General features: G+C 66.6%; 21 protein-coding genes. 10 read left to right on the top strand and 11 right to left on the bottom strand.

Annotation, left to right across the window (positions count from 1 at the left end; genetic code table 11):
• Positions 1–12 precede the first annotated feature (12 nt).
• Genes KWG56_RS01955 through KWG56_RS01945 form a run of 3 tightly spaced genes read right to left on the bottom strand, consistent with a single transcriptional unit; the run spans position 13 to position 2,260 of the window.
• Positions 13–591: a DUF6468 domain-containing protein gene (locus KWG56_RS01955; protein ID WP_219353527.1), complete on the bottom strand. Its 579-nt coding sequence runs from the start codon at positions 589–591 to the stop codon at positions 13–15.
• The gene (fliM, locus tag KWG56_RS01950) at positions 591–1,637 is read right to left on the bottom strand and encodes a flagellar motor switch protein FliM (RefSeq protein WP_201097000.1); all 1,047 of its coding nucleotides are present in this window, start codon (positions 1,635–1,637) and stop codon (positions 591–593) included. Before fliM ends, KWG56_RS01955 begins: the two co-directional genes overlap by 1 nt.
• A gap of 2 nt (positions 1,638–1,639) precedes the next feature.
• Entirely contained in the window at positions 1,640–2,260 is a 621-nt protein-coding gene (locus tag KWG56_RS01945) for a flagellar basal body-associated FliL family protein (RefSeq protein ID WP_219353526.1), read from the bottom strand.
• Positions 2,261–2,442: 182 nt separating this feature from the next.
• Between KWG56_RS01945 and flgF the strand changes: the two genes are divergently transcribed.
• The 8 genes from flgF to KWG56_RS01905 all read left to right on the top strand — a co-directional run bounded on the left by flgF (position 2,443) and on the right by KWG56_RS01905 (position 8,824).
• On the top strand, positions 2,443–3,180 hold the full coding sequence (gene flgF / locus KWG56_RS01940) for a flagellar basal-body rod protein FlgF (protein WP_201096998.1): 738 nt from the start codon (positions 2,443–2,445) through the stop codon (positions 3,178–3,180).
• 53 nt (positions 3,181–3,233) lie between these two features.
• The gene (gene flgG / locus KWG56_RS01935; protein ID WP_201096996.1) at positions 3,234–4,022 is read left to right on the top strand and encodes a flagellar basal-body rod protein FlgG; all 789 of its coding nucleotides are present in this window, start codon (positions 3,234–3,236) and stop codon (positions 4,020–4,022) included.
• A 3-nt stretch (positions 4,023–4,025) separates the two neighbouring features.
• The gene (locus KWG56_RS01930; protein WP_219353525.1) at positions 4,026–4,655 is read left to right on the top strand and encodes a flagella basal body P-ring formation protein FlgA; all 630 of its coding nucleotides are present in this window, start codon (positions 4,026–4,028) and stop codon (positions 4,653–4,655) included.
• A gap of 23 nt (positions 4,656–4,678) precedes the next feature.
• Complete coding sequence (gene flgH, locus KWG56_RS01925; protein ID WP_201096993.1) at positions 4,679–5,410, top strand: flagellar basal body L-ring protein FlgH; 732 nt, start codon at positions 4,679–4,681, stop codon at positions 5,408–5,410.
• 97 nt (positions 5,411–5,507) lie between these two features.
• Positions 5,508–5,975, top strand: coding sequence for a hypothetical protein (locus tag KWG56_RS01920; RefSeq protein ID WP_219353524.1), 468 nt, complete (start codon positions 5,508–5,510; stop codon positions 5,973–5,975).
• Between the two features lie 51 nt (positions 5,976–6,026).
• On the top strand, positions 6,027–6,452 hold the full coding sequence (locus tag KWG56_RS01915; protein ID WP_201096990.1) for a hypothetical protein: 426 nt from the start codon (positions 6,027–6,029) through the stop codon (positions 6,450–6,452).
• Positions 6,453–6,535: 83 nt separating this feature from the next.
• Complete coding sequence (locus KWG56_RS01910) at positions 6,536–6,967, top strand: hypothetical protein (RefSeq protein ID WP_244999603.1); 432 nt, start codon at positions 6,536–6,538, stop codon at positions 6,965–6,967.
• 63 nt (positions 6,968–7,030) lie between these two features.
• A complete protein-coding gene (locus KWG56_RS01905; RefSeq protein ID WP_219353523.1) occupies positions 7,031–8,824 on the top strand; it encodes a DUF885 domain-containing protein in 1,794 nt (597 codons plus the stop codon).
• Positions 8,825–8,978: 154 nt separating this feature from the next.
• Here KWG56_RS01905 and KWG56_RS01900 read toward each other — a convergent pair whose 3' ends face one another.
• Genes KWG56_RS01900 through cysG form a run of 5 tightly spaced genes read right to left on the bottom strand, consistent with a single transcriptional unit; the run spans position 8,979 to position 14,421 of the window.
• Complete coding sequence (locus KWG56_RS01900; RefSeq protein ID WP_219353522.1) at positions 8,979–9,989, bottom strand: cysteine synthase A; 1,011 nt, start codon at positions 9,987–9,989, stop codon at positions 8,979–8,981.
• 41 nt (positions 9,990–10,030) lie between these two features.
• Positions 10,031–11,110 carry a phosphoadenylyl-sulfate reductase gene (locus KWG56_RS01895; protein ID WP_219353521.1) on the bottom strand — a complete coding sequence of 360 codons (1,080 nt, stop codon included), beginning with the start codon at positions 11,108–11,110 and terminating at the stop codon, positions 10,031–10,033.
• Positions 11,094–12,764, bottom strand: a complete 1,671-nt coding sequence (locus tag KWG56_RS01890; RefSeq protein ID WP_219353520.1) for a nitrite/sulfite reductase — start codon at positions 12,762–12,764, stop codon at positions 11,094–11,096. The genes KWG56_RS01895 and KWG56_RS01890 overlap by 17 nt, the downstream gene beginning before the upstream one ends.
• Complete coding sequence (locus KWG56_RS01885) at positions 12,764–13,039, bottom strand: DUF2849 domain-containing protein (RefSeq protein WP_219353519.1); 276 nt, start codon at positions 13,037–13,039, stop codon at positions 12,764–12,766. The genes KWG56_RS01890 and KWG56_RS01885 overlap by 1 nt, the downstream gene beginning before the upstream one ends.
• Entirely contained in the window at positions 13,036–14,421 is a 1,386-nt protein-coding gene (gene cysG, locus KWG56_RS01880; RefSeq protein ID WP_219353518.1) for a siroheme synthase CysG, read from the bottom strand. Before cysG ends, KWG56_RS01885 begins: the two co-directional genes overlap by 4 nt.
• A gap of 135 nt (positions 14,422–14,556) precedes the next feature.
• On the opposite strand from cysG, the gene gcvA reads away from it, so the two are divergent.
• Positions 14,557–15,486 (top strand): transcriptional regulator GcvA, encoded by a 930-nt coding sequence (gene gcvA / locus KWG56_RS01875; protein WP_201096981.1) that lies wholly within the window; start codon positions 14,557–14,559, stop codon positions 15,484–15,486.
• 84 nt (positions 15,487–15,570) lie between these two features.
• The gene (locus KWG56_RS01870; protein WP_219353517.1) at positions 15,571–16,332 is read left to right on the top strand and encodes an NYN domain-containing protein; all 762 of its coding nucleotides are present in this window, start codon (positions 15,571–15,573) and stop codon (positions 16,330–16,332) included.
• A 55-nt stretch (positions 16,333–16,387) separates the two neighbouring features.
• On the opposite strand, the gene KWG56_RS01865 is transcribed toward KWG56_RS01870, so the two are convergent.
• The 3 genes from KWG56_RS01865 to KWG56_RS01855 are packed head-to-tail and all read right to left on the bottom strand — an operon-like array spanning position 16,388 to position 19,551.
• Complete coding sequence (locus KWG56_RS01865) at positions 16,388–18,196, bottom strand: flotillin family protein (protein ID WP_236261037.1); 1,809 nt, start codon at positions 18,194–18,196, stop codon at positions 16,388–16,390.
• 27 nt (positions 18,197–18,223) lie between these two features.
• The gene (locus KWG56_RS01860; protein WP_219353516.1) at positions 18,224–18,859 is read right to left on the bottom strand and encodes a YqiJ family protein; all 636 of its coding nucleotides are present in this window, start codon (positions 18,857–18,859) and stop codon (positions 18,224–18,226) included.
• 8 nt (positions 18,860–18,867) lie between these two features.
• Entirely contained in the window at positions 18,868–19,551 is a 684-nt protein-coding gene (locus KWG56_RS01855; protein WP_219353515.1) for a PspA/IM30 family protein, read from the bottom strand.
• Positions 19,552–19,561: the final 10 nt, after the last annotated feature.

Below are 19,561 nucleotides of genomic sequence, written 5' to 3'. Positions count from 1 at the left end.
AGGTTCCGGAAATCAGGCGGCGAACAGGTCGTCGTCGAGATTACGACGCGCAGCATTGAGGCTTTGTTTGGCGGCTTGGTTAGCGGACTTGCCCGCGCTCAAGGCCTGGACGATGGCGGCGACATTGTCACGCCCCGCAGACGGCGCCGGGTGGCGCGTGGCGGACGGGGACGCAATCCCTTGAATACGCTCAGCCAATGCGGCCATTCGACGGGCGCGGGCTTCGTCCTCGGTCGGCTCGGCGACCGGCGGCGCGACCTGACGAAGGGTTAGCGGCTCGACGTGGTGGGGCGCTTCTTCACGTTTCGGCACGCCGACGGGCGCGCGTGCGATCAGGGATTCCAGTTGCGCCTTCACTTCGCGGGCCTTGATGATGCGGTCGTGCAGCAGATCCGTCTCCTGCCCCGAGGCCCGCAACGTCGCCAGCGCCGTCTCTGCACGGCCTGCGGCGGAGTTCAGTTCGCTGACGGCGTTGGCGAAGGCCAGCTGTCCCGCACGCAGGGCCGTCAGCTTGCGCTCTAGCTTGACGCCATAGCCGATCGCCGCGACCAGCAGCAGCATAAGCACCGCGTCCATGATCATGCCGGTCATCAGCGTGGTCCTTTCATGCGGGCGGCGACCTCTGGGTTCACCGGCGCCTCGATACGAATGGCGATATGCTGGCCCTTACGGCCCATGCGGCCGGTGGTCAGCGGGATGGAGCCCGCACGAATCGAAACCTCCGAGTCAGGCGTAGCATTAAGCATCATGGTGTCGCCGACCTTCAGGTCCAACACTTTCGACAGGGGCAGCTGCTGTTCGTCCAGAACCGCCCTGACTTCGGTGTCGGTGGTCCAGATTTCGGTGGCCAGGTGGCCTTCCCAGATATTGTCGCGCCCGAACTTCTCGCCCATGAACTGCTGCAGCAGCATCTTGCGGATCGGCTCCAGCGTCGCATAGGGCAGCAGCAGCTCGATCCGTCCGCCGCGATCCTCCATGTCGATCCGCAGCTTGATCAGGATGGCGGCGTTGGCCGTGCGCGCGATGGCGGCGAAGCGGGGGTTGGTCTCCAGCCGGTCCAGGTTGAAATGCACGGGCGTCAGCGGCTCGAACGCCTGGCGCGCATCGTTCAGCACCACCTCGACCATCCGCTGCACCAGGGCCCGTTCGATAGTGGTGTAGGGCCGCCCCTCGATCCGCAGCGCCGCCGTGCCGCGACGCCCGCCCAGCAGCACGTCGACGATCGAATAGATCAGGTTGGAATCGACCGTCAGCAGGCCGTAGTTGTCCAGCTCCTCAGCGCGAAACACAGCCAGGATCGCCGGCAGCGGGATCGAGTTCAGATAATCGCCGAACCGGATCGACGAGATGTTGTCCAGCGACACTTCGACGTTGTCCGAGGTGAAGTTGCGCAGAGACGTCGTCATCAACCGCACCAGGCGGTCGAACACGATCTCCAGCATCGGCAGCCGCTCATAGCTGACCAAAGCCGAGTTGATGATGGCGCGGATGCCCGACCGCTCAGAGCCGTCGTCGTCGCCCATGTCAAAGCCCAGCAGGCTGTCGATCTCATCCTGATTCAGGACGCGTTCGGACAGGGGCTCTTCGATGCCGCCGCTCAGGTCGCCGAAAGGATTGGCCGCCGTGGTGTCGGTCATGCCTACTGCACCAGCATTTCTTCGATCAGCACGGCGTCCACCTTGCCGGGCGCGGCGATCAGGTTGACGCGGCGCAGGATCTCGGCGCGCAGCTGATAGGTTCCCGCCGACCCGCTCAGGTCTTCGGGACGCAGTTCGCGCATGAAGCTGGTGAACATGTCCTGCAGGCGGGGCATTTCAGACTGCAGGCGGGTGGCGACGCGGGCGTCCTTCATCTCCAGCGTCAGCTTCAGCTTCAGGAAGGTCGGACGACCATCCGCCGACTGGATGTTCATGACCATGTCCGGCAGGGTGTAGAAGGTCACCCCGTCAGGCCCGGCGGCGACCTTGCCCAGCGCCGGATCAATCTCGCCGCCCTTCTTGTCGGATTTGCCATGGCCGCCTTCAGCCGGCGCTGCGGGCGCTTCGCCATGCGCCTCGGCGGATTTGGGCTTCATCATGAGGAAGGCGGCGGCCCCGCCGCCGCCCAGCACCACGAGCGCCGCCGGAATGATGATCAGCAGCAGGGGCGGCTTCTTTTTCTTGGGCGCGGCGTCGCCTTCAACGCCCTCGCCTTCCGCGACCGCAGGCAGATTGGCGGCGTCCCCGGCGGCGTCGCCCTTCTTCTTGCCCAGCTTGAACATGCGGTTGATCGCCCCGACGAATATGGCGGTCAGGATCAGCCCAGTTTGGTTAACGCCGCGTTTACAATGGGCAGGTTTTGCCGGGCGCCTATCTCCGCAACGCCGCTGAAACCCCCATGCCGCCTGGATTAACCCTGTTGGCACGCCTGTTGCGAGGGTGAGAGCGAAGGAGCTCGCCCACCGTGGAAAACGCCGCCTATATCGGACTGTCCCGCCAGATGACGCTGCGCCGCGAGCTCGACCTCGTGGCCAACAACATCGCCAATGCGGATACGACCGGCTTCAAGGTCGAACAGCTTCTGGTCGGCGCCGAGATCGGCCAGCGCGCCCGCAACGACTCGATCCGCCCCAGCGCCAGCTTCGTCCTGGACAATGGGGTGGGCCGCGATTTCGGCCAGGGCTCGATCAAGACCACCGGCCGCCCGCTGGACTTCGCGCTGGACGGCGAAGGCGCCTTCTTCGTGGTTCAGGACGCCAACGGTCAGGCCTACACCCGCGACGGCGCCTTCACGATGGATCCGGAAGGCCGCCTGACCACCAAACAGGGCCTGCCGGTTCTGGGCGGCGGGGCCGAAATCGTGCTCGACCCGGAGCTGGGCCCGCCCAGCATCGGCCCCGACGGCAGCATCACGCAGAACGGACGGATCACCGGCCAGATGTCCTCGGTCCGGTTCGACGCCCTGGGCGTGCTGGAAAAGGGCGGCGACGGCCTTTACCGCAACCGCTCCAACGTCCAGCCGACCGAAACCACGGATGTGCCGATCCTGCAGGGAATGCTGGAGTCCTCCAACGTCAATCCGCTGGTCGAGATCACCAATCTCGTCGAAATCAGCCGCGCCTACGAAAGCGTCAGCCGGATGGTCGAAAACACCAATGACCTCAGCCGTCGCGCCGTCGAGCGCCTCGGCAAGGCCGCTTAAGGGAGCCCCTCAAGTAGCGAGACGCCGTGCGTCGAGCGATAGGGAGACACAATATGCGCGCTCTTCGCACCGCAGCCTCGGGCATGGCCGCCCAGCAGCTGAACGTGGAAGTCATTTCCAACAACATCGCCAACATGAACACGGTGGGCTTCAAGAAGCAGCGCGCCGAGTTTCAGGACCTGCTCTACCACAACGTCGAACGCATGGGCGCGCAGTCGTCGGCACAGGGCACCGTGGTCCCCACCGGCATCCAGATCGGTGCGGGCGTCAAGGCGGGCGCGGTCTACCGCATGACCGAACAGGGCACGCCCCAAGCCACCGGCAATCCGTACGACATGGCCATCGACGGCAAGGGCTATTTCCAGATCACCCTGCCCTCGGGTGAGATCGGCTATACCCGCGCGGGCAATCTTCAGGTCAGCCCGGAAGGCCAGATCGTCACCGACGACGGCTATCTGCTGGAACCGGCCATCACCATCCCGCAGGACACGCTGAAGGTCTCCATCTCCAAGAGCGGCCTGGTCCAGGTGACCCAGGACGGCCAGGCGGCGCCGACCACCGTAGGCCAGATCGAACTGGCCAACTTCTTCAACGAGGCAGGTCTGGAAGCCATCGGCGACAATCTGCTGCTGGAGACCGCCGCCTCCGGCCCGCCCATCGTCGGCACGCCCGCTTCGGTCGGCTTCGGCCAGATCATGCAGTTCTACACCGAGGCCTCAAATGTCGACGCCGTCACCGAGATCAGCGCCCTGATCGTGGCCCAGCGCGCCTATGAGATGAACTCCAAGGTCATCAGCGCCGCCGACGAGATGCTGTCCGTCGCCGCCCAGGTGAAGAGCTAGATCATGACACTGATCCGCACCTTCCTGATCGCCGCCGCCGTCAGCACCCTGTCCGCAGGCGCCGCCCTGGCCGGTCCCGTCACCCTCAAGGCCAATCCCGTCAACGCGGACGGCCGCGTCACCCTGGGCGACATCTTCGACGGAGCAGGCGCGGCCGCCAACGTCGTCGTGGCCCAGCGTTCCGGCCCGTCGATCGTGATGGAGGCCAGCCAGCTCCAGGCCATCGCCGCGCGTTCCGGCCTGACCTGGGACAACCCGACCGGCCTGCGCCGCGTCGCCATCCGACGCGCTGACGGCGCCGCCGCGCCTGCCGCCGTCATCGCCGCAGCCCCCGGCGCCGCGCCCGCACAGCCGGGCTTCACCCCGCCCGTCCGCGCCGCCTATCGCCCGTCCGCGGCCCAGCAGGTCATCGACCGCAACGACATGGTGCGCGTCACCTATCAGGTCGGCGGCGTGAACCTGAGCATCATGGGCAAGGCCATGCGCAACGCCGCCGTGGGCGAGCCGGTCGCCATCCTGAACACAGCCTCCAACCGGGTCATCGACGCCGTCGCCACCGGCCCCGGTCAAGCCATCGCCGGCCCCGCCGCCGATCAGGCCCGCGCCAACCCGCAACAGTTCGCAGCCCGCTAAGTCCCGCTGAGGAAATGACAGTCATGCGTAAGATTCTGATCATCGCCGCCGCCTTCGCCCCCCTGGCCGCCTGCTCCACCGTTGCAGAAACCGTTCGCGGGCCAGAGTTGGCGCCCATCGGCTATCCCGCCGCCCTGGTTCCAGTGCAGCAGGCCTATATGCCTGCCCCTGGCGGACGCGACGCCACGCCCGCCAGCGCCAACAGCCTGTGGCGCGTCGGCGCCCGCACCTTCTTCGGCGACCAGCGCGCCCGCCACGTCGGCGACATTCTGACGGTCCAGATCTCCATTGACGATCAGGCCCAGACCCGCAACTCGACCCAGCGCGCCCGCACCAACAGCGCCTCTGGCGGCGTCACACACTTCTTCGGTCTGGAGAACAGCCTGGGCCGCGCCTTCCCCGGCGGCTTCGACCCCGCCAACATGGTCGGCACCGAAGGCGCCGCCAACTCGGCAGGCAGCGGCAGCGTCAACCGCTCGGAAAAGGTCAATCTGACCATCGCGGCCGTCGTCACCGACGTCCTGTCCAACGGCAATCTGGTCATTCAGGGTCGGCAGGAAGTGCGCACCAACCGCGAGGTGCGCGAACTGACCGTCGCCGGGATCGTGCGCCCGGAAGATATTTCCTCGGCCAACGCCATCAACCACACCCAGATCGCCGAAGCCCGCATCTCCTACGGCGGTCGCGGCGACATCAGTCGGATGCAGACCACGCCCGCCGCCCAGTCGCTGGTCGAGCGTTTCAGCCCCTTCTGACGGCTGAGGCTGAACGGCAACAGTTCACGGCCTGCGTCACCGGGGCCGTGAACCCCTGACGGATACCCGCGTTTGTCGATCAGACGCGAGTATCCGCATGTTCAAGGCTCTGATCCCCGCCGCCGCCGCCATCGCCCTGGTCGCATTCGCGGCCCGGCCGCAGACGCTTGACGCCTCGAGCCATGATGTCCCGACAATGACATGGCGCCTCAACTACGAGGACCAGACGGCCAAACTGACCTATGGCGTGGACAACTCCGACCAGTTGGCCCTGATGATCACCTGCCAGCCGGGCGAGCACATGGCGGTGGTCTATGGCTATGTCCAGCCGGACAGCCCGCGCCTGACGCCCGCGACCTTGGGGCCGACGCCCATTGATCCCCTCAGCGGGGGCGACGCCCCTGAATCTCTTATTGCGTTGAATGATCCAACCCTGGCGGCCCTGGCCAGAGACGGCGCCCTGCGCGTGGTCGGAGAGGCCGGATCGTCCACCATTCCCGCCTCTGTGCAGGAGCGGCGTCTGGCCGCGGACTTTCTTGCCTATTGCGGTTCTGCGCGCGCCTGACGACAGTGCAGCCCGGCGCGGCGTTGCGCGTCGTCAGTTGAGTCCCGCCCCATGAGCCTTGTCCTATCGGCTGTCCTGGCCCTGGCGCTGCAGAATCCGCCGCCCGCCGCCTGGACCTGGACCCTGTATGGCAATGAGGCCCCGCTAGTCCTGGCCGAAGAAGTGCCGGACACCGACCGCCTGCGCACCACCCTGTCGTGCCAGCCCGGCTCAGGCACGGTGACGCTGGACCTTTACGAGACGCCCGCCGCCACCGGTTTCGCCCGCATCACCGCCGGAGACGCCGCCGCGACCAGCGAGGCGCGCGCCGCCCGTGGCCGCATGGAGACGACCGTGCGCGTCGATCACCCCGTCTTCGCCGCCTTCGTCACCACCGGACGCATCACCGTGACGATCGGCGACAGCCAGACCGTCGTCACCGTCCAACCCGCACACCTCGCCAAGCTGCGCCGCTTCACTGACCGCTGCGCCGGATAAGGAGCCTGACCCTGCGCCCGCTCAAACTAATCCCGTCCCTGCTGGCCCTGTCCGTTCTGGCCGCCTGCGCCGCCAACACGCCGATGGCGTCGCTGTCGCCTGGCGCCCCCGCGTCGGCCCCGCTGCCGGTCGCCAACCATGACTGGTTCTTCGACCGCGACCGTCAGGAGCTGACCCTGGCCTACGGCATCGCCAACAGTGATGACCTGAAGCTGCAGTTGGTCTGCCAGTCCGGCTCGGGCGCGCTGGAGCTGGCCGCCGTCTTCGACCGGCCGTCGCGCGTCTTGCTGCTGGAATCCGGCGGCGACACTGAACGCTATCCCGCCCGCTCCGAACCGGCAGGCATCCACGAAGGCCAATACGTCACCGCCAACGCCAAGACCAAGGACCCGGTGTTCCAGCGTTTCCGCAGCCTGGGCTGGATCGCCCTGTGGGAAGGCGAAAACCGCGAGCCGCTGGTCGCCCACCCCGCCAGCCAGCCCAACATCGAACGATTCTTCGCCGCCTGCGGCTGACCATCACGGCTTGACGCGCCCGCCGGGCTTCGATTGCCTGTGCTGCAAATCGCGGAGGGCGTCATGAAGATTTCCAACCTGGCCATCTTGGCCGTGCTGGCGGCTGCGTCGCCGGTCGTCGTCATGGCCCAGACGCAGCCCGCCGCCGTCGCGCCGGCGGCTGCACCGGGCGACGCCGCCCTGGCCGCCGTGGTCGCCGACTACGAGACCTATCTGAAGTCCGTCGATCCCTTCTCGGCCGCCAGCGAAGGGGATGTCGAGGCGATGGCGCGCGTGCCGGACCTGTCGCGCGCATTCGAACTGGCCCAGCGCGCGCCGCTGACGAACCTGTTGAACCGGGTTCAGGCCATCGACCCGGCAAGTCTTTCCCACGGCGCGGCGATCAACCACGCCTTCCTGCTGTTCACCCTGAGCCGCGCCATCGAGGGGCTGGACTATGACTCCGGCGCCCTGGCCTTTGACAGCGAGGGCGGGCCCGGCACTTGGGCGCTCTACATCGGCGGGTCGACCCGCCTGAACTCAGTTGCGGAGGCCGAGGCCTATATCCAGCGCATCCGCGCCTTCGGGACCCTCTACGCCCAGACGACCGACAATGCGCGACGGGGCCTGTCGACCGGCCTGATCCAGGCCCGGTCCGTCACCGAAAGCGCTATCCAGCTGGCGCGCAACGACGTCGCGATCAGGCCCGACGCCGAGCCGCTGCTGGCGCCCTTCGCCACCCTGCCCGCCAATGTGCCGCAGGCTGAGAAGGCCCGGCTTCAGGCCGCGGGCGCCGCCGCCGTCGCCTCGGCCATTGTTCCAGCCCGCCGCGACTGGCTGGGTTTCCTCGAAACCGAATATCTGCCCAAGGCGCCGACCACGCCCGGCATCGGCAATCGCCCGGGCGGCAAGGCCCTGTACGCCTATCTGGTGCGTCAGCACACCACCACCGAACTGACCCCCGATCAGGTCCACCAGATCGGCCTGGACGAGGTCGCCCGCATCCGCGCCCGCATGGAGGTCGAGATGCGCGCGGCGGGCTGGACAGGCGGTTTCGCGGGCTTCCTGAACTTCCTGCGCACCGATCCGCAGTTCTACGCCACGACGCGCGAGGAGTTGCTGGAAAAGGCGTCGGAAATGGCCAAGCGGGCGGACGGCGGCCTGCCGCCCCTGTTCGCCACCCTGCCCCGTCTGCCCTATGATGTGCAGCCGGTCCCGGCCCAGATCGAGGAGAATTACACCACCGGCCGCTATAACCCCGGTTCGATGCAGAACGGCATTCCCGGCCACTACATCGTCAATACGTCCAAGCTGGACCAGCGCCCGCTGTACGAACTGCCTGCCCTGACCCTGCACGAGGCCGTTCCCGGCCACCACCTGCAGATCGCGCTGCAACAGGAAGGCGGCGGCCAGCCCTATTTCCGGCGTCAGGCCAATGTCACCGCCTTCACCGAGGGTTGGGGCCTGTATTCCGAATATCTGGGCGAGGAGATGGGCTTCTACCGCACGCCCTATGAGCGGTTCGGCCGCCTGTCTTATGAGATGTGGCGCGCCTGCCGTCTGGTCGCCGACACCGGCCTGCACTGGCTGGACTGGTCAGAGGAACAGGCCCGCGCCTGTTTCCGCGACAACTCCGCCCTGGCCCCGCACAATATCGAGACCGAGCTTCAGCGCTACATCGGCTGGCCGGGTCAGGCCACGGCCTACAAGATCGGCGAAATCCGCCTGCGGGAGATCCGCGAACGGGCCGAGCGCGAACTGGGGCCGAAGTTCAACATCCGCACCTTCCACGACGCCCTGCTGGTCGAAGGCCCCCTGCCGCTGGCCCTGCTCGACCACCGCATGGACGCCTGGATCGCCGAGCAGAGGGCGGAGTGAAATCTATCCCTTCTCCCTTTGGGAGAAGGTGGCCCGCAGGGCCGGATGAGGGTTCCGCTAGACCGTGGCGCCATAGCCCCTCACCCTTTCGCGCTAGAACGACGGCTGCGCCGTCGTGCGCTCAAGCCCTCTCCCGACGGGAGAGGGTGCAAGCTCAGTTCGCGACCTTCACCCACTCCGGCGTCGGCAACCCCTTGGACCGCAGGAATTCCGGGTTGAACAGCTTGGTCGCATAGCGCGAACCCGGGTCGCACAGGCAGGTCACAATCGTCTTGCCCGGCCCGATCTCGCGCGCCAGCCGCACGGCCCCGGCGATATTCACCCCCGCCGATCCACCCAGCGACAGGCCTTCATATTTCACCAGATCGAACAGGATCGGCAGGAACTCCGCATCCTCGATCCGATAGGCGTGGTCGGGCGTGAAGCCTTCCAGATTGCCGGTGATCCGCGCCACCCCGATGCCCTCGGTGATGGACGAACCTTCGCCCGTCATCTGGTTTTTGGTGAACCAGTTGAACATGGCCGCGCCCGCCGGATCGGCCAGGGCGATGGTCACATCCGGCTTCTGTTCGCGCAGATAGGCCGAGACGCCCGCGATGGTGCCGCCAGACCCGACCGCCGAAACGAAGGCGTCCACGCGCCCCTCTGTCTGGGCCCAGATTTCCGGGCCGGTCGTCTGATAATGGGCGTCACGATTGGCGGTGTTGTCGAACTGGTTGGACCAGACGGCGCCGTCCGGTTCGCTTTCGTTCAGTTCCTCGGCTAAGCGCCCGGAATAGTGGACGAAATGGTTCGGGCTGGAGAAGGGCGCGGCGTCCACCTCGACCAGACGCGCGCCCAGCGAGCGGATCGCCGCCTTCTTTTCCTCGGACTGGGTGCGCGGAATGACGATGACGACCGGATGACCCAGCGCCGCCCCGACCAGAGCCAGACCGATGCCGGTGTTGCCCGCCGTGCCTTCCACAATCGTCCCGCCGGGCCGCAAGGCGCCCGACGCTCGCGCCGCCTGCACGATGGACAGGGCCGCGCGATCCTTGATCGACTGGCCGGGGTTCATGAACTCGGCCTTGCCCAGAATCTCGCACCCCGTCTCATCAGACAGGCGGTTCAGGCGCACCAGCGGCGTATTGCCGATCAGGTCGATGACAGAGGGCGTGACAGACACGTTGCAGCTTTCAGGCAGGGTCGAACGAGAGAAAAAGGGTGTCAGGCCGCAGCTTGACGTTTGCCTAAGTGGATGCCGCACTCGACCTTGTCCATGCCTGACCAGCGTCCAGCGCGCGCATCTTCGCCATCTTCGACGGCGCGGGTGCAGGGCCAACAGCCTATGGACAGGTAGCCCTGCTCCACCAGCGGGTGACGCGGCAGGTCGTGCTCGACCAGCCAGGCTTCGACATCCTCACTGTCCCAGTCGGCCAACGGATTGATCCGCAGTACCCCGTCCAGCACCTCAAACGGCTTCAGCGCCGCCCGCGTCGAGGCTTGATAGCGTTTGCGTCCGGTGATGATGGCGTTGAACCCGGCGGTCGCCCGCGCCAGAGGCCGAACCTTTCTCAGGTCGCAGCAGGCGTCGGCGTCGGTCTTCCACAAGTCGTCACGCGCATCCAGCGTCGTCTTCTCGCCCGCGTCCGGCGTCACCAGCCGCACATCGCTCAGCCCCAGCGCCTTGGTCAGTTGGGTGCGATACGACAGGGTCTGCAGAAAATGCTGCCCCGTCTCAAGGAACACCACCGGCGTCTCGGACCGTTCCTTGGCGATGATGTGCAGTAGGGCCGCCGATTCCGCGCCGAACGACGAGATCGTCCCCACCCGCAGGCCCAGCGCCGGGTCCAGCGCCGCCCGGACGATTTCGGGCGCCGACTTTCCCTCGACCTCGCGGTTCAGTCGTTCCGCCAGCGCCTCCAGATCCCGGTCGTTCGACGCCGCGCGCCGACGCTGCCAGATGGTCGGCGCGCCCCCCGTGGCGGGCTGATAGGCCGCGCTGAAGGCCTGATCCATCCGCGCCCAGACGGCGGCGTCCGCACCCGGCTGCAACTCCACCGCATCAAAGCCTGACCGGCGCAGGTGCCGCGCCTGGTCCGGCAAGACCTTGCCCGCCGCGATCAACCGCCCGGCGTATCCGCGCTCGCGCAGCACAGACGCCAGCGAGAAGCCGCGCCCGTCGCGGAACGCCTCAAACTCCAGCACCAGCACGTCCTCGCTCGCAGCGGCCGCCTCGACTTCCTCCAGCGGCGTCGTCACCGACAGGCGCAGACCGTTCTGGATCCCTTCAAGCGTTTGCAGCATCGAGTGTCTCATAGATGGCGTCGCGGAAGGGATCGGGGCCGACGCGGCGCACCGTGTCGATGAATCGTTCGCCGTCGGTGCGGATTTCCAGATACCGGTCCAGCGTCCGCTGGATGGCGGGTGCCACTTCTTCGGACGGCAGGCTCTTGCCGACGATGTCGCCCAGCGCGGCCTGTTCGTCAGGCGAGCCGCCAACGGTGATCTGATAGTATTCCTCGCCCTTCCGATCTACGCCCAGCACGCCGATATGGCCGACGTGGTGATGGCCGCAGGCGTTGATGCAGCCGCTCATATTGATGCGGACCGGCCCCAGCTTCTCCTGATAATCCAGATCGGCCAGACGCGTGGACAGGGCCTGCGCCACCGGGATCGAACGCGCATTGGCCAGACTGCAGTAATCCAGCCCCGGACAGGCGATCACATCCGTCACCAGATCGGCGTTGGCCGTCGCCAGCCCCGCTTCGTGCAGCGTGCGCCAGATGGCCGGAACATCATCCAGCTTCACATGCGGCAGGACCAGATTCTGCTCATAGGCGGCGCGGATTTCGTCGAACGAATACCGCTCGGCCAGGTCGGCGGCGACATCCATCTGATCCGCCGTGATGTCGCCCGGCACCCCGCCGATGGGCTTCAGCGAGATCACGACTGAGGCATAGCCCCCCTGCCTGTGTCGACGCACATTGTTGCGCGCGAACCGGGCGAAGTCAGGGTCCGCCAGCAGGGCGCGGTCGAACGGGGCGCTGGTCTTGGGCAGGTCTTCGAACGGCGGCGGGGCGAAATAGGTCTGGATGCGCGCCAGTTCGTCGGCGGGGATTTTCAGGTCTTCGCGGCGCAGGGTGGCGTAATGCCTGTCCACCTCCTCGCGGAAGGCGTCGATGCCGATGGAGGCGACCAGAATCTTGATCCGCGCCTTGTGGATGTTGTCGCGCCGCCCCAGCAGGTTCCACGCCCGCAGGATGGCGGTCAGATAGGCCAGCAGGTCCGCCGCCGGGACCGCAGGCGCGATCTCCTGCGCGATATGCGGCAGCCGCCCCTGCCCGCCCCCGACGAAGACGCGAAACGCCGTGCCGCCATCAGCCGCCCGCACGATCTGCAAGCCTACATCATGGGTGCGGATCGCCGCCCGGTCCTTTTCGGCGCCGACTACCGCGATCTTGAACTTGCGCGGTAGGAACGAAAACTCTGGATGGATGGTCGACCACTGGCGGATGATCTCGCACCAGGGACGCGGGTCTTCGATCTCGTCGTCGGCGGCGCCCGCGAACACATCGGTCGTGGTGTTGCGGATGCAGTTGCCGCTGGTCTGGATGGCGTGCATCTCGACCTCGGCCAGATCACGCAGGATGGCGGGCAAGTCTGTCAGGGCGGGCCAGTTGTACTGGATGTTCGTGCGCGTGGTGAAATGGCCGTAGCCCTTGTCATAGGTGCGCGCGATATGACCCAACTGCCGCATCTGGCGGCTGCTCATGGTTCCATAAGGCACCGCTACCCGCAGCATATAGGCGTGTAGCTGCAGATAGACCCCGTTCATCAGCCGCAGCGGCTTGAACTCGTCCTCGGTCAGGGCGCCGGACGCGCGACGCGCCACCTGATCGGAAAACTCCTCGACACGTTCGCGCACCAGCGCATGGTCGAACTCGTCGTAGCGGTACATTACGCCTTCTCCCACAGCAGGCTGTTGCCCACCGTCGGCCCGGCGGAGCGGATGCGCTCCTTCAGGCGGTCGCGGCCCGAGGGCGCGCGGTCGCTGACCTCGAACAGATAGGGGTTCACAAAGACATCGGGCCGCCCCGCGACCTCGGCCAGCACGATCTCCGCCGCCGTGTCGTCCAGCACCGACGCCTGTTCGATGCTGTCGACCGGCTGGTTGTCCACGCCCGCATAGATGACGCGACCGTCCGACAGGCGGTTTGCGGTCACGATCTTCATGCCGCAGCCTCCGCCTGCTGATCCAGTTGCGCGGCGGAAAAGGCCGCCGTCTCGCCGACGAACAGCAGGGCCGGTCCCGCCAGATTGGCGCCGCGCACCAGCGCGCCCAGCCCGTCAAGCCGCCCCGTCAGAACCCGCTCGTCCGGTCGACTGCCGTTCTCGACCACCGCCACCGGCGTCGAATCCGCGCGCCCTGCGGCGATCAGCCTGTTCGCTGTCTCTTCCGCCCGGTCCACACCCATATAGATGGCCAGCGTATGATTGGGCGCCGCCAGCCGCGTCCAGTCGGCGTCCACGCCGCCGGGCTTGGCCTGAGCGGTCACAAAGGTCACCGCCTGGGCGTGGTCCCGGTGCGTCAGCGGAATGCCCGCCGACGCCGCGCACGCCAAGGCCGCCGTCACGCCCGGCACCACGAAGACCGGCACGCCCGCCGCCCGCATGGCCTCCAACTCCTCGCCGCCGCGCCCGAAGACGAAGGGGTCGCCCCCCTTCAGCCGCACGACCCGATGACCCGCACGGGCCTCTGCGATCATCAGGGCTTCGATCTGGTCCTGCGGCACGGAATGGTCGCCGCGCGACTTGCCGACATACAGGCGTTTGGCGTCGCGCCGCGCCCGCTCCAGAACGGCCTCCGGCACCAGTCGGTCGTGAATGATGACATCGGCGTCCTGCAGCACCCGCAGCGCCTTCAGCGTCAGAAGCTCCGGGTCGCCCGGCCCTGCGCCGACGATATGGACCACGCCCAGTTCCGGCGCCGCGACATTCAGCAGCCGCAGCATCTCGCGCCGCGCCTCCGCCGTGCGCCCCGCCGCCGCCAGATCGGCCGCTGGTCCCCGGAACGCCTTCTCCCAGAACCGCCGCCGCGCCATGAAGTCCGGCACGCTGGCCTTGACCGTGTCACGCAGTTCGCGCGCCAGCCGCGCCACATTGGCCAGACCGGCAGGCAGCACATTCTCGATGGCCGTGCGTACGTCCCGCGCCAGGATCGGCGCCGATCCGCCCGTCGCCACGCCCACGACCACCTCGTCGCGGTCGATCAGCGCCGGGGTCTGGAAATCGCTCAGGTGCGGCTGGTCCACCACATTGACCTGCGCGGCCGCCGTCCGCGCCAATCCGGCCAGCCGCTGAACCTGATCCAGATCACCCAGGGCGATGAACACCAGACGCGCGCCCGCCAGATCATCCAGATCCGGCGCCCGGAGCAATGGCGTCGGCGCGCCCAACGGCGTCTCGATGGCCTCAGGCGCGCCATCGGGCGCAAACCACAGCAACTGCGCCGGGGAGTTCAGAAACAGACGCAGCTTCGCCAGCGCCGGTTCCCCGCCGCCGATGATCACGATTTTCGCGGCCTCCAGCGGAATGGAGGCAAGAAAGACACGCATCGTCTGGCTTTCCGGGGCGGTCAGGGAGGAAAAGCGCCAGATTCAGGCGCAAACTCAGGCTTCGGACCTTCAACTTCATCGTCCAGAGCCGCAAACCAGATTGCCTTTGTCTCGCTGATAGGATTTCTATCGGCGATGGTTCGATCCCTGCTCCCGCTCAACGCCCTGCGCGCCTTCGAGGCCGCCGCGCGTCATCTGAACTTCTCACGCGCCGCCGATGAGCTGGCCGTGACGCCGGGCGCGGTCAGCCAACAGATTCGCCTGTTGGAAGACATTGTCGGCGGCCCCCTGTTCGTGCGCGAGGCGCGCGGCCTGCAGCTTACCGATCTGGGGCGGTCCTCCGTACCGCTGCTGCGCGAAGGGTTCGAACGTCTGATGGACGCCTCCGCCTTGCTGCGCGAACCGCCGCGCCGCAAACAGGTGTCGATCAGCGTGGCGCCCGGCTTCGCCTCCAAATGGCTGATGCCGCGCATGGACGACTTCCACACCGCCCATCCCGAGATCGAACTATGGATCTCCGCCGACATGGAGCCCGCCGACCTGACCGAGGGCAAGGTCGATCTGGCCATCCGCTATGGCCCCGGCGACTATCCCGGCCTGACCGTGGACCGGCTGATGACGGAGACGGTCCTGCCCGTCTGCGCCCCTTCACTGATGGATGGTGAACACCCGATCCGCAAACCCGCTGATCTGATCCGCCACACCCTGCTTCACGATATGTCCAATGACGGCGACCCCAGCCGCCCCGACTGGGCGATGTGGCTGAAGGCGCGAGGCGTCCGCCATCCCGATCCGCGTCGCGGCTCGCGCTTCAACCAGTCGGGCCTGCTGATCGAGGCCGCCATCGCCGGGCGCGGCGTGGCGCTGGCCAAGCGCACCCTGGCCCAGGCTGATCTGGCGTCCGGTCGCCTGATCGCGCCCTTCCCGGACGGATCAGAGGCCGTGGGTTTCGCCTATTACGTCGTTCAGCCCCGCGACCGCCCGCCCTCTCCCAGCACCACCGCCTTCGTCGGCTGGCTGAAGAAACAGGCCGTCGACCACGACAACACGATGGGGCAACTCTAGACCCCGATCAGTTGATGACGAATCTCTTCAAGATTGCATCAACGTCGTGAATCAGGCTCCAGATCACGCACCAGGAGACTGATCATGGCTGAAGGCAAGGCGCCGCGACTGGCGGTTCTGATCGATGCGGAAAACGCATCGTCGCGGATCGCCGACCTGTTGTTCACCGAGATTGCCACTTTGGGCGAAGCCTCCGCCCGCCGGGTCTATGGCGACTTCTCCAGCCCTCAGATCGCCGGATGGACCAAGGTACTGGCCCAGTTCGCCATTCAGCCCCAGCAGAATTTCGCCAACACCAAGGGCAAGAACTCCGGCGACATCGCCCTTGTCATCGACGCCATGGACCTGCTGCACTCGGGCCGTTTCGACGGTTTCTGCCTGGTGTCGTCCGACTCTGACTTCACCCGTCTGGCCGCCCGCATCCGCGAGGAAGGCGTCGATGTGTACGGCTTCGGTGAGAAGAAGACCCCGGAAAGCTTCCGTCAGGCCTGCACCCGCTTCATCTACACCGAGAACCTCAGCGTCCCGCCCGAAACGGATAATGACGTCGCCAAGTCCGCGCCCGCTGTTGAAGCCCCGCCCAAGCTAAAACCTTCAGAGGCCGGACGCCTCATCGCCTCACTGATCCCCGACATGGACGAGGACGGTGACGGCTGGGTTCAGGCCAGCGCCATCGGCAGCCGCCTGCGCAACGCCTACCCTGACTTCGACCAGCGGACCTACGGCTTCGCCAAACTATCCGATCTGATCCGCGCTACGGGCCGTTTCGATGTTCAGGCCGGTCCAGGCGTAATGCGAATTCGGCTGCAACCTGCCCGCCCGCAAACCCAACGCTCCAAAAAGTAAAAGGCCGGTCGCACGATGGCGACCGGCCCTCAACATCCGTCGAAACAGATCAGGTTCAGGCTTCGGCTTCAGCCTCAGGCGCTGCAGGCTCAACCGCTGCGGCGATGACCGGCGCGTCGTTCGCGACCGACTGCTCCACCGGTGCGCGCAGAGCGCCGGTCAGGCCGTTCAAATCCGCGCCAGACAGGCCGACTTCCGCCAGCAGTTGATCGACCAGCGGAGCCTGCGCACGGTAACGCAGGGCGCTGTTGACCACCTGATCCGACAGGTTGCCGCCGCCCGAGCCGTTGGCGCCGCCGACACCGCCGGCTGCCGCGCCGCCGTTCAGACCCTCGACCTGCACGATCTTGATCGAGTCGATATTCTCCAGCGGCTTGACGGATTCGGCGATGATCCGATCCAGGTTCTCCAGCAGCTTCAGCTTGATCTGCAGCGCCACCTGTTCGGGCGACAGCAGGTTGGCCGCCGTGTTCAGGGCGTTCTGACCTGCAGCCTCGACTTCATAGTGAACGCGAGAGGCCTCTGCCGCGACGCGTACGGCCTGGGCCTGGGCTTCCGCTTCAATCGTCGTCTTGTCGGCCTGACCACGCGCCTGTTCCCGCATGGCTTCGGCGTGGTCGGCGGCGGCGGTCTTTTCAGCCTCGGCGGCGACGCGGATGGCGATGGCTTCGCGCTCGGCCTCCTTGGACGCCTCGATCAGCTCGATGATCTTCTGACGATCTGCAGCCTCGCGGTCGCGCACGGTCTTGACCTGTTCCTCGGCCTGAACCGCCAGGGCCAGCGCCTTGTCGGCCTCGGCCTTGGCTTCCGACTGGGCGCGCGACTTTTCGGCGACCGCGATGTCACGGTCCTGTTCGGACAGTTCGATGGCCTTGGCCTTTTCAATGTCCTGCGTCTCAACGGCGCGAGCCTTGGAGATTTCGCGCTCGGCGACTTCCTGCTCCATGGCGATGCGTTGCTGGGCCACCAGACGCTCGGCTTCGATGCGGGCCTGATCAATCTGCTGTTGCGAGGTGATCTTGGCGCCCTCTGCCTCGCGCAGCTTTTCAGCCTCCTGACGCGCCACGTCGGCGGACTGTTCGGCGCGGCGGTTTGCGATCTCGCGTTCCTGCTCCAGCTGGGCGTATTCCTCGTCGCGCGCGATCTCCAGATTGCGGCGCTGGGCCTCCAGATTTTTGGTGCGGATCTGGACCTGGGTGTCCTGCTCGATGTCGTTGCGCAGCTTCTTGCGCAGTTCGATCTCCTGCGTCAGCCGGGTCAGACCCTCGGCGTCAAAGGCGTTCGACGGGTTGAAATGCTCCATCGCCGTCTGGTCCAGGCCAGTCAGAGACACGGTTTCCAGCTCCAGGCCGTTCTTCAGCAGGTCTTCCGACGACACCTGCTGCACCTTCTGGACGAAATGGGTGCGCTGCTCGTGCAGTTCGGTCATGGTCAGTTCCGCCGCGACCGAGCGCAGGGCGTCGACGAACTTGCCTTCGACCAGTTCCTTCAACTCAACCGGGTTCATCGTCCGCAGGCCCAGCGTCTGGGCGGCGGAGGCGATGGCGTCGGCGCTGGGCTGCACCCGCACATAGAACTCGGCCAGCACATCGACGCGCATCCGGTCCTTGGTGATCAGGGCCTGCTCGTTGGACCGCTGAACCGCAAGGCGCAGGGTGTTCATATTGACCGAGATGGTTTCGTGCAGCACCGGCAGGACCAGTGCGCCGCCGTTCATCACCACCTTCTCGCCCCCGAAACCGGTGCGCACGAAAGCGGTTTCCTTGGATGCGCGCTTGTACAGACGCGCGAAGATCAGCCCCAGGATCAGCAGGGCGACCAGCCCCACGCCTGCAATGATGGCGATCTCGATTAGCGAGTTCATTTAACAGCCCCTGTTGAGAAAAGTCGTTCAGACCGTTGCGTCGCGAAGCGAGGCGCTGGTGTTGTGAATGGCGAAATATTTTGCGCCCGCATACCGGACCAGCAGCACGCTGGTCCCCTGAGCGAACAGGTCGGCCAGATTGTCAGGCTCGACCATGACGTAGTGAACCTGTCCGTGCTGATCGCGAACCCGCGCCTGCGCCGCGTTCCCCTGGCTGGCGTCGCCGGTGACGATGACAGCAACCCGACCGACCAGACTGTCACGCGACACCGCCGTCGTCTCGTCGCGCGGCATGATCCGGGCGACGACACGGCCGAAGACCCGCGTGACCGGCATGGCTACGGCGAAAGCCGCTGGCGCCATCAGGAACCACGGCCCCGTTCGGCCCAGCACCGCCTCTACGACCTGCTGCCCGACCAGTCCCGTCAGCCCGAAGGCGAACAGGAAGACCACGATCAGCATCAGCAAGGGCAACCGCCCGACATTGATCCAGGACAGCAGGGACGGCGTCTCGACATTCAGGTCCCCGTCCGGCGCATCCAGCCCCTCGCCCAGCGCCAGACCGCCGCCCAGTCCCACAGCCTCGGCCGCGCCGATCAGCAGCATCAGGACCAGAGCCGCAACGAAAGGGACGTTGTCGTGCGCAAGCAGGAAGCTCCACATCGCCGCGGTTAGCCCTGATCGCCAGTGCGCGCCTTCACGGCGGCCAGACGTTCCTCGACCCGGTTGCGACGCGCCAAATTGTCCAGTTCCGCCAGCTTGGCGCCCTGTTCACGATCCACGCCGCCCAGTCCCGGCGCACCTTCGCGCGCCATCAGCCGATCGAAGGCGCCGGTCGCATTCTCGACCCGGCGCGTGACGCTGGGTCCGCCATCCGGGGTGGCTGCGGCGCCCGCTTCCTGGGCGCTGCGGGCGCGGGCCAGCAACATGGACTGGAACGCCTCTTCCATCTCACGGCGTTTGGCCTGCAGGGCCGCGACATAGCCCTCCAGTTCGACCTCGCGTTTGACGGCGTCGGCGACCGTCGCCTCCAGCACCGGAATCTGCGCCTCAACGTCCAACTGATGTTCAACAGCAGCGCGGGCCAGGTCCTCGCGCCCTTCGCGCAGGGCCAGTTCGGTCTGACCGGACAGTTCCTCATGGCGGCTGCTCTGCTCGGTCAACCGCTTGTTAGCCAGATGTTTGCTGGCGATGGTGCGCCCCAACTCGGCGCGGACATCGTCCACCGCCTTGTCGATTTCGCGCAGGGTCTGCTGGATGACTGCATCCGGCATCGCGCCTTCGATCGCGTCGATCAACGCGTGCGCGCTGCCAGAGACGATGCGGCCGACGCGTGCGCCCAGGGTGTCCGCCATGATCCTATCC

The organism is Brevundimonas nasdae, assembly GCF_019395145.1.
GTDB classification, from domain to species: domain Bacteria; phylum Pseudomonadota; class Alphaproteobacteria; order Caulobacterales; family Caulobacteraceae; genus Brevundimonas; species Brevundimonas nasdae.
This window is presented reverse-complemented; position numbering and strand designations above follow the sequence as displayed.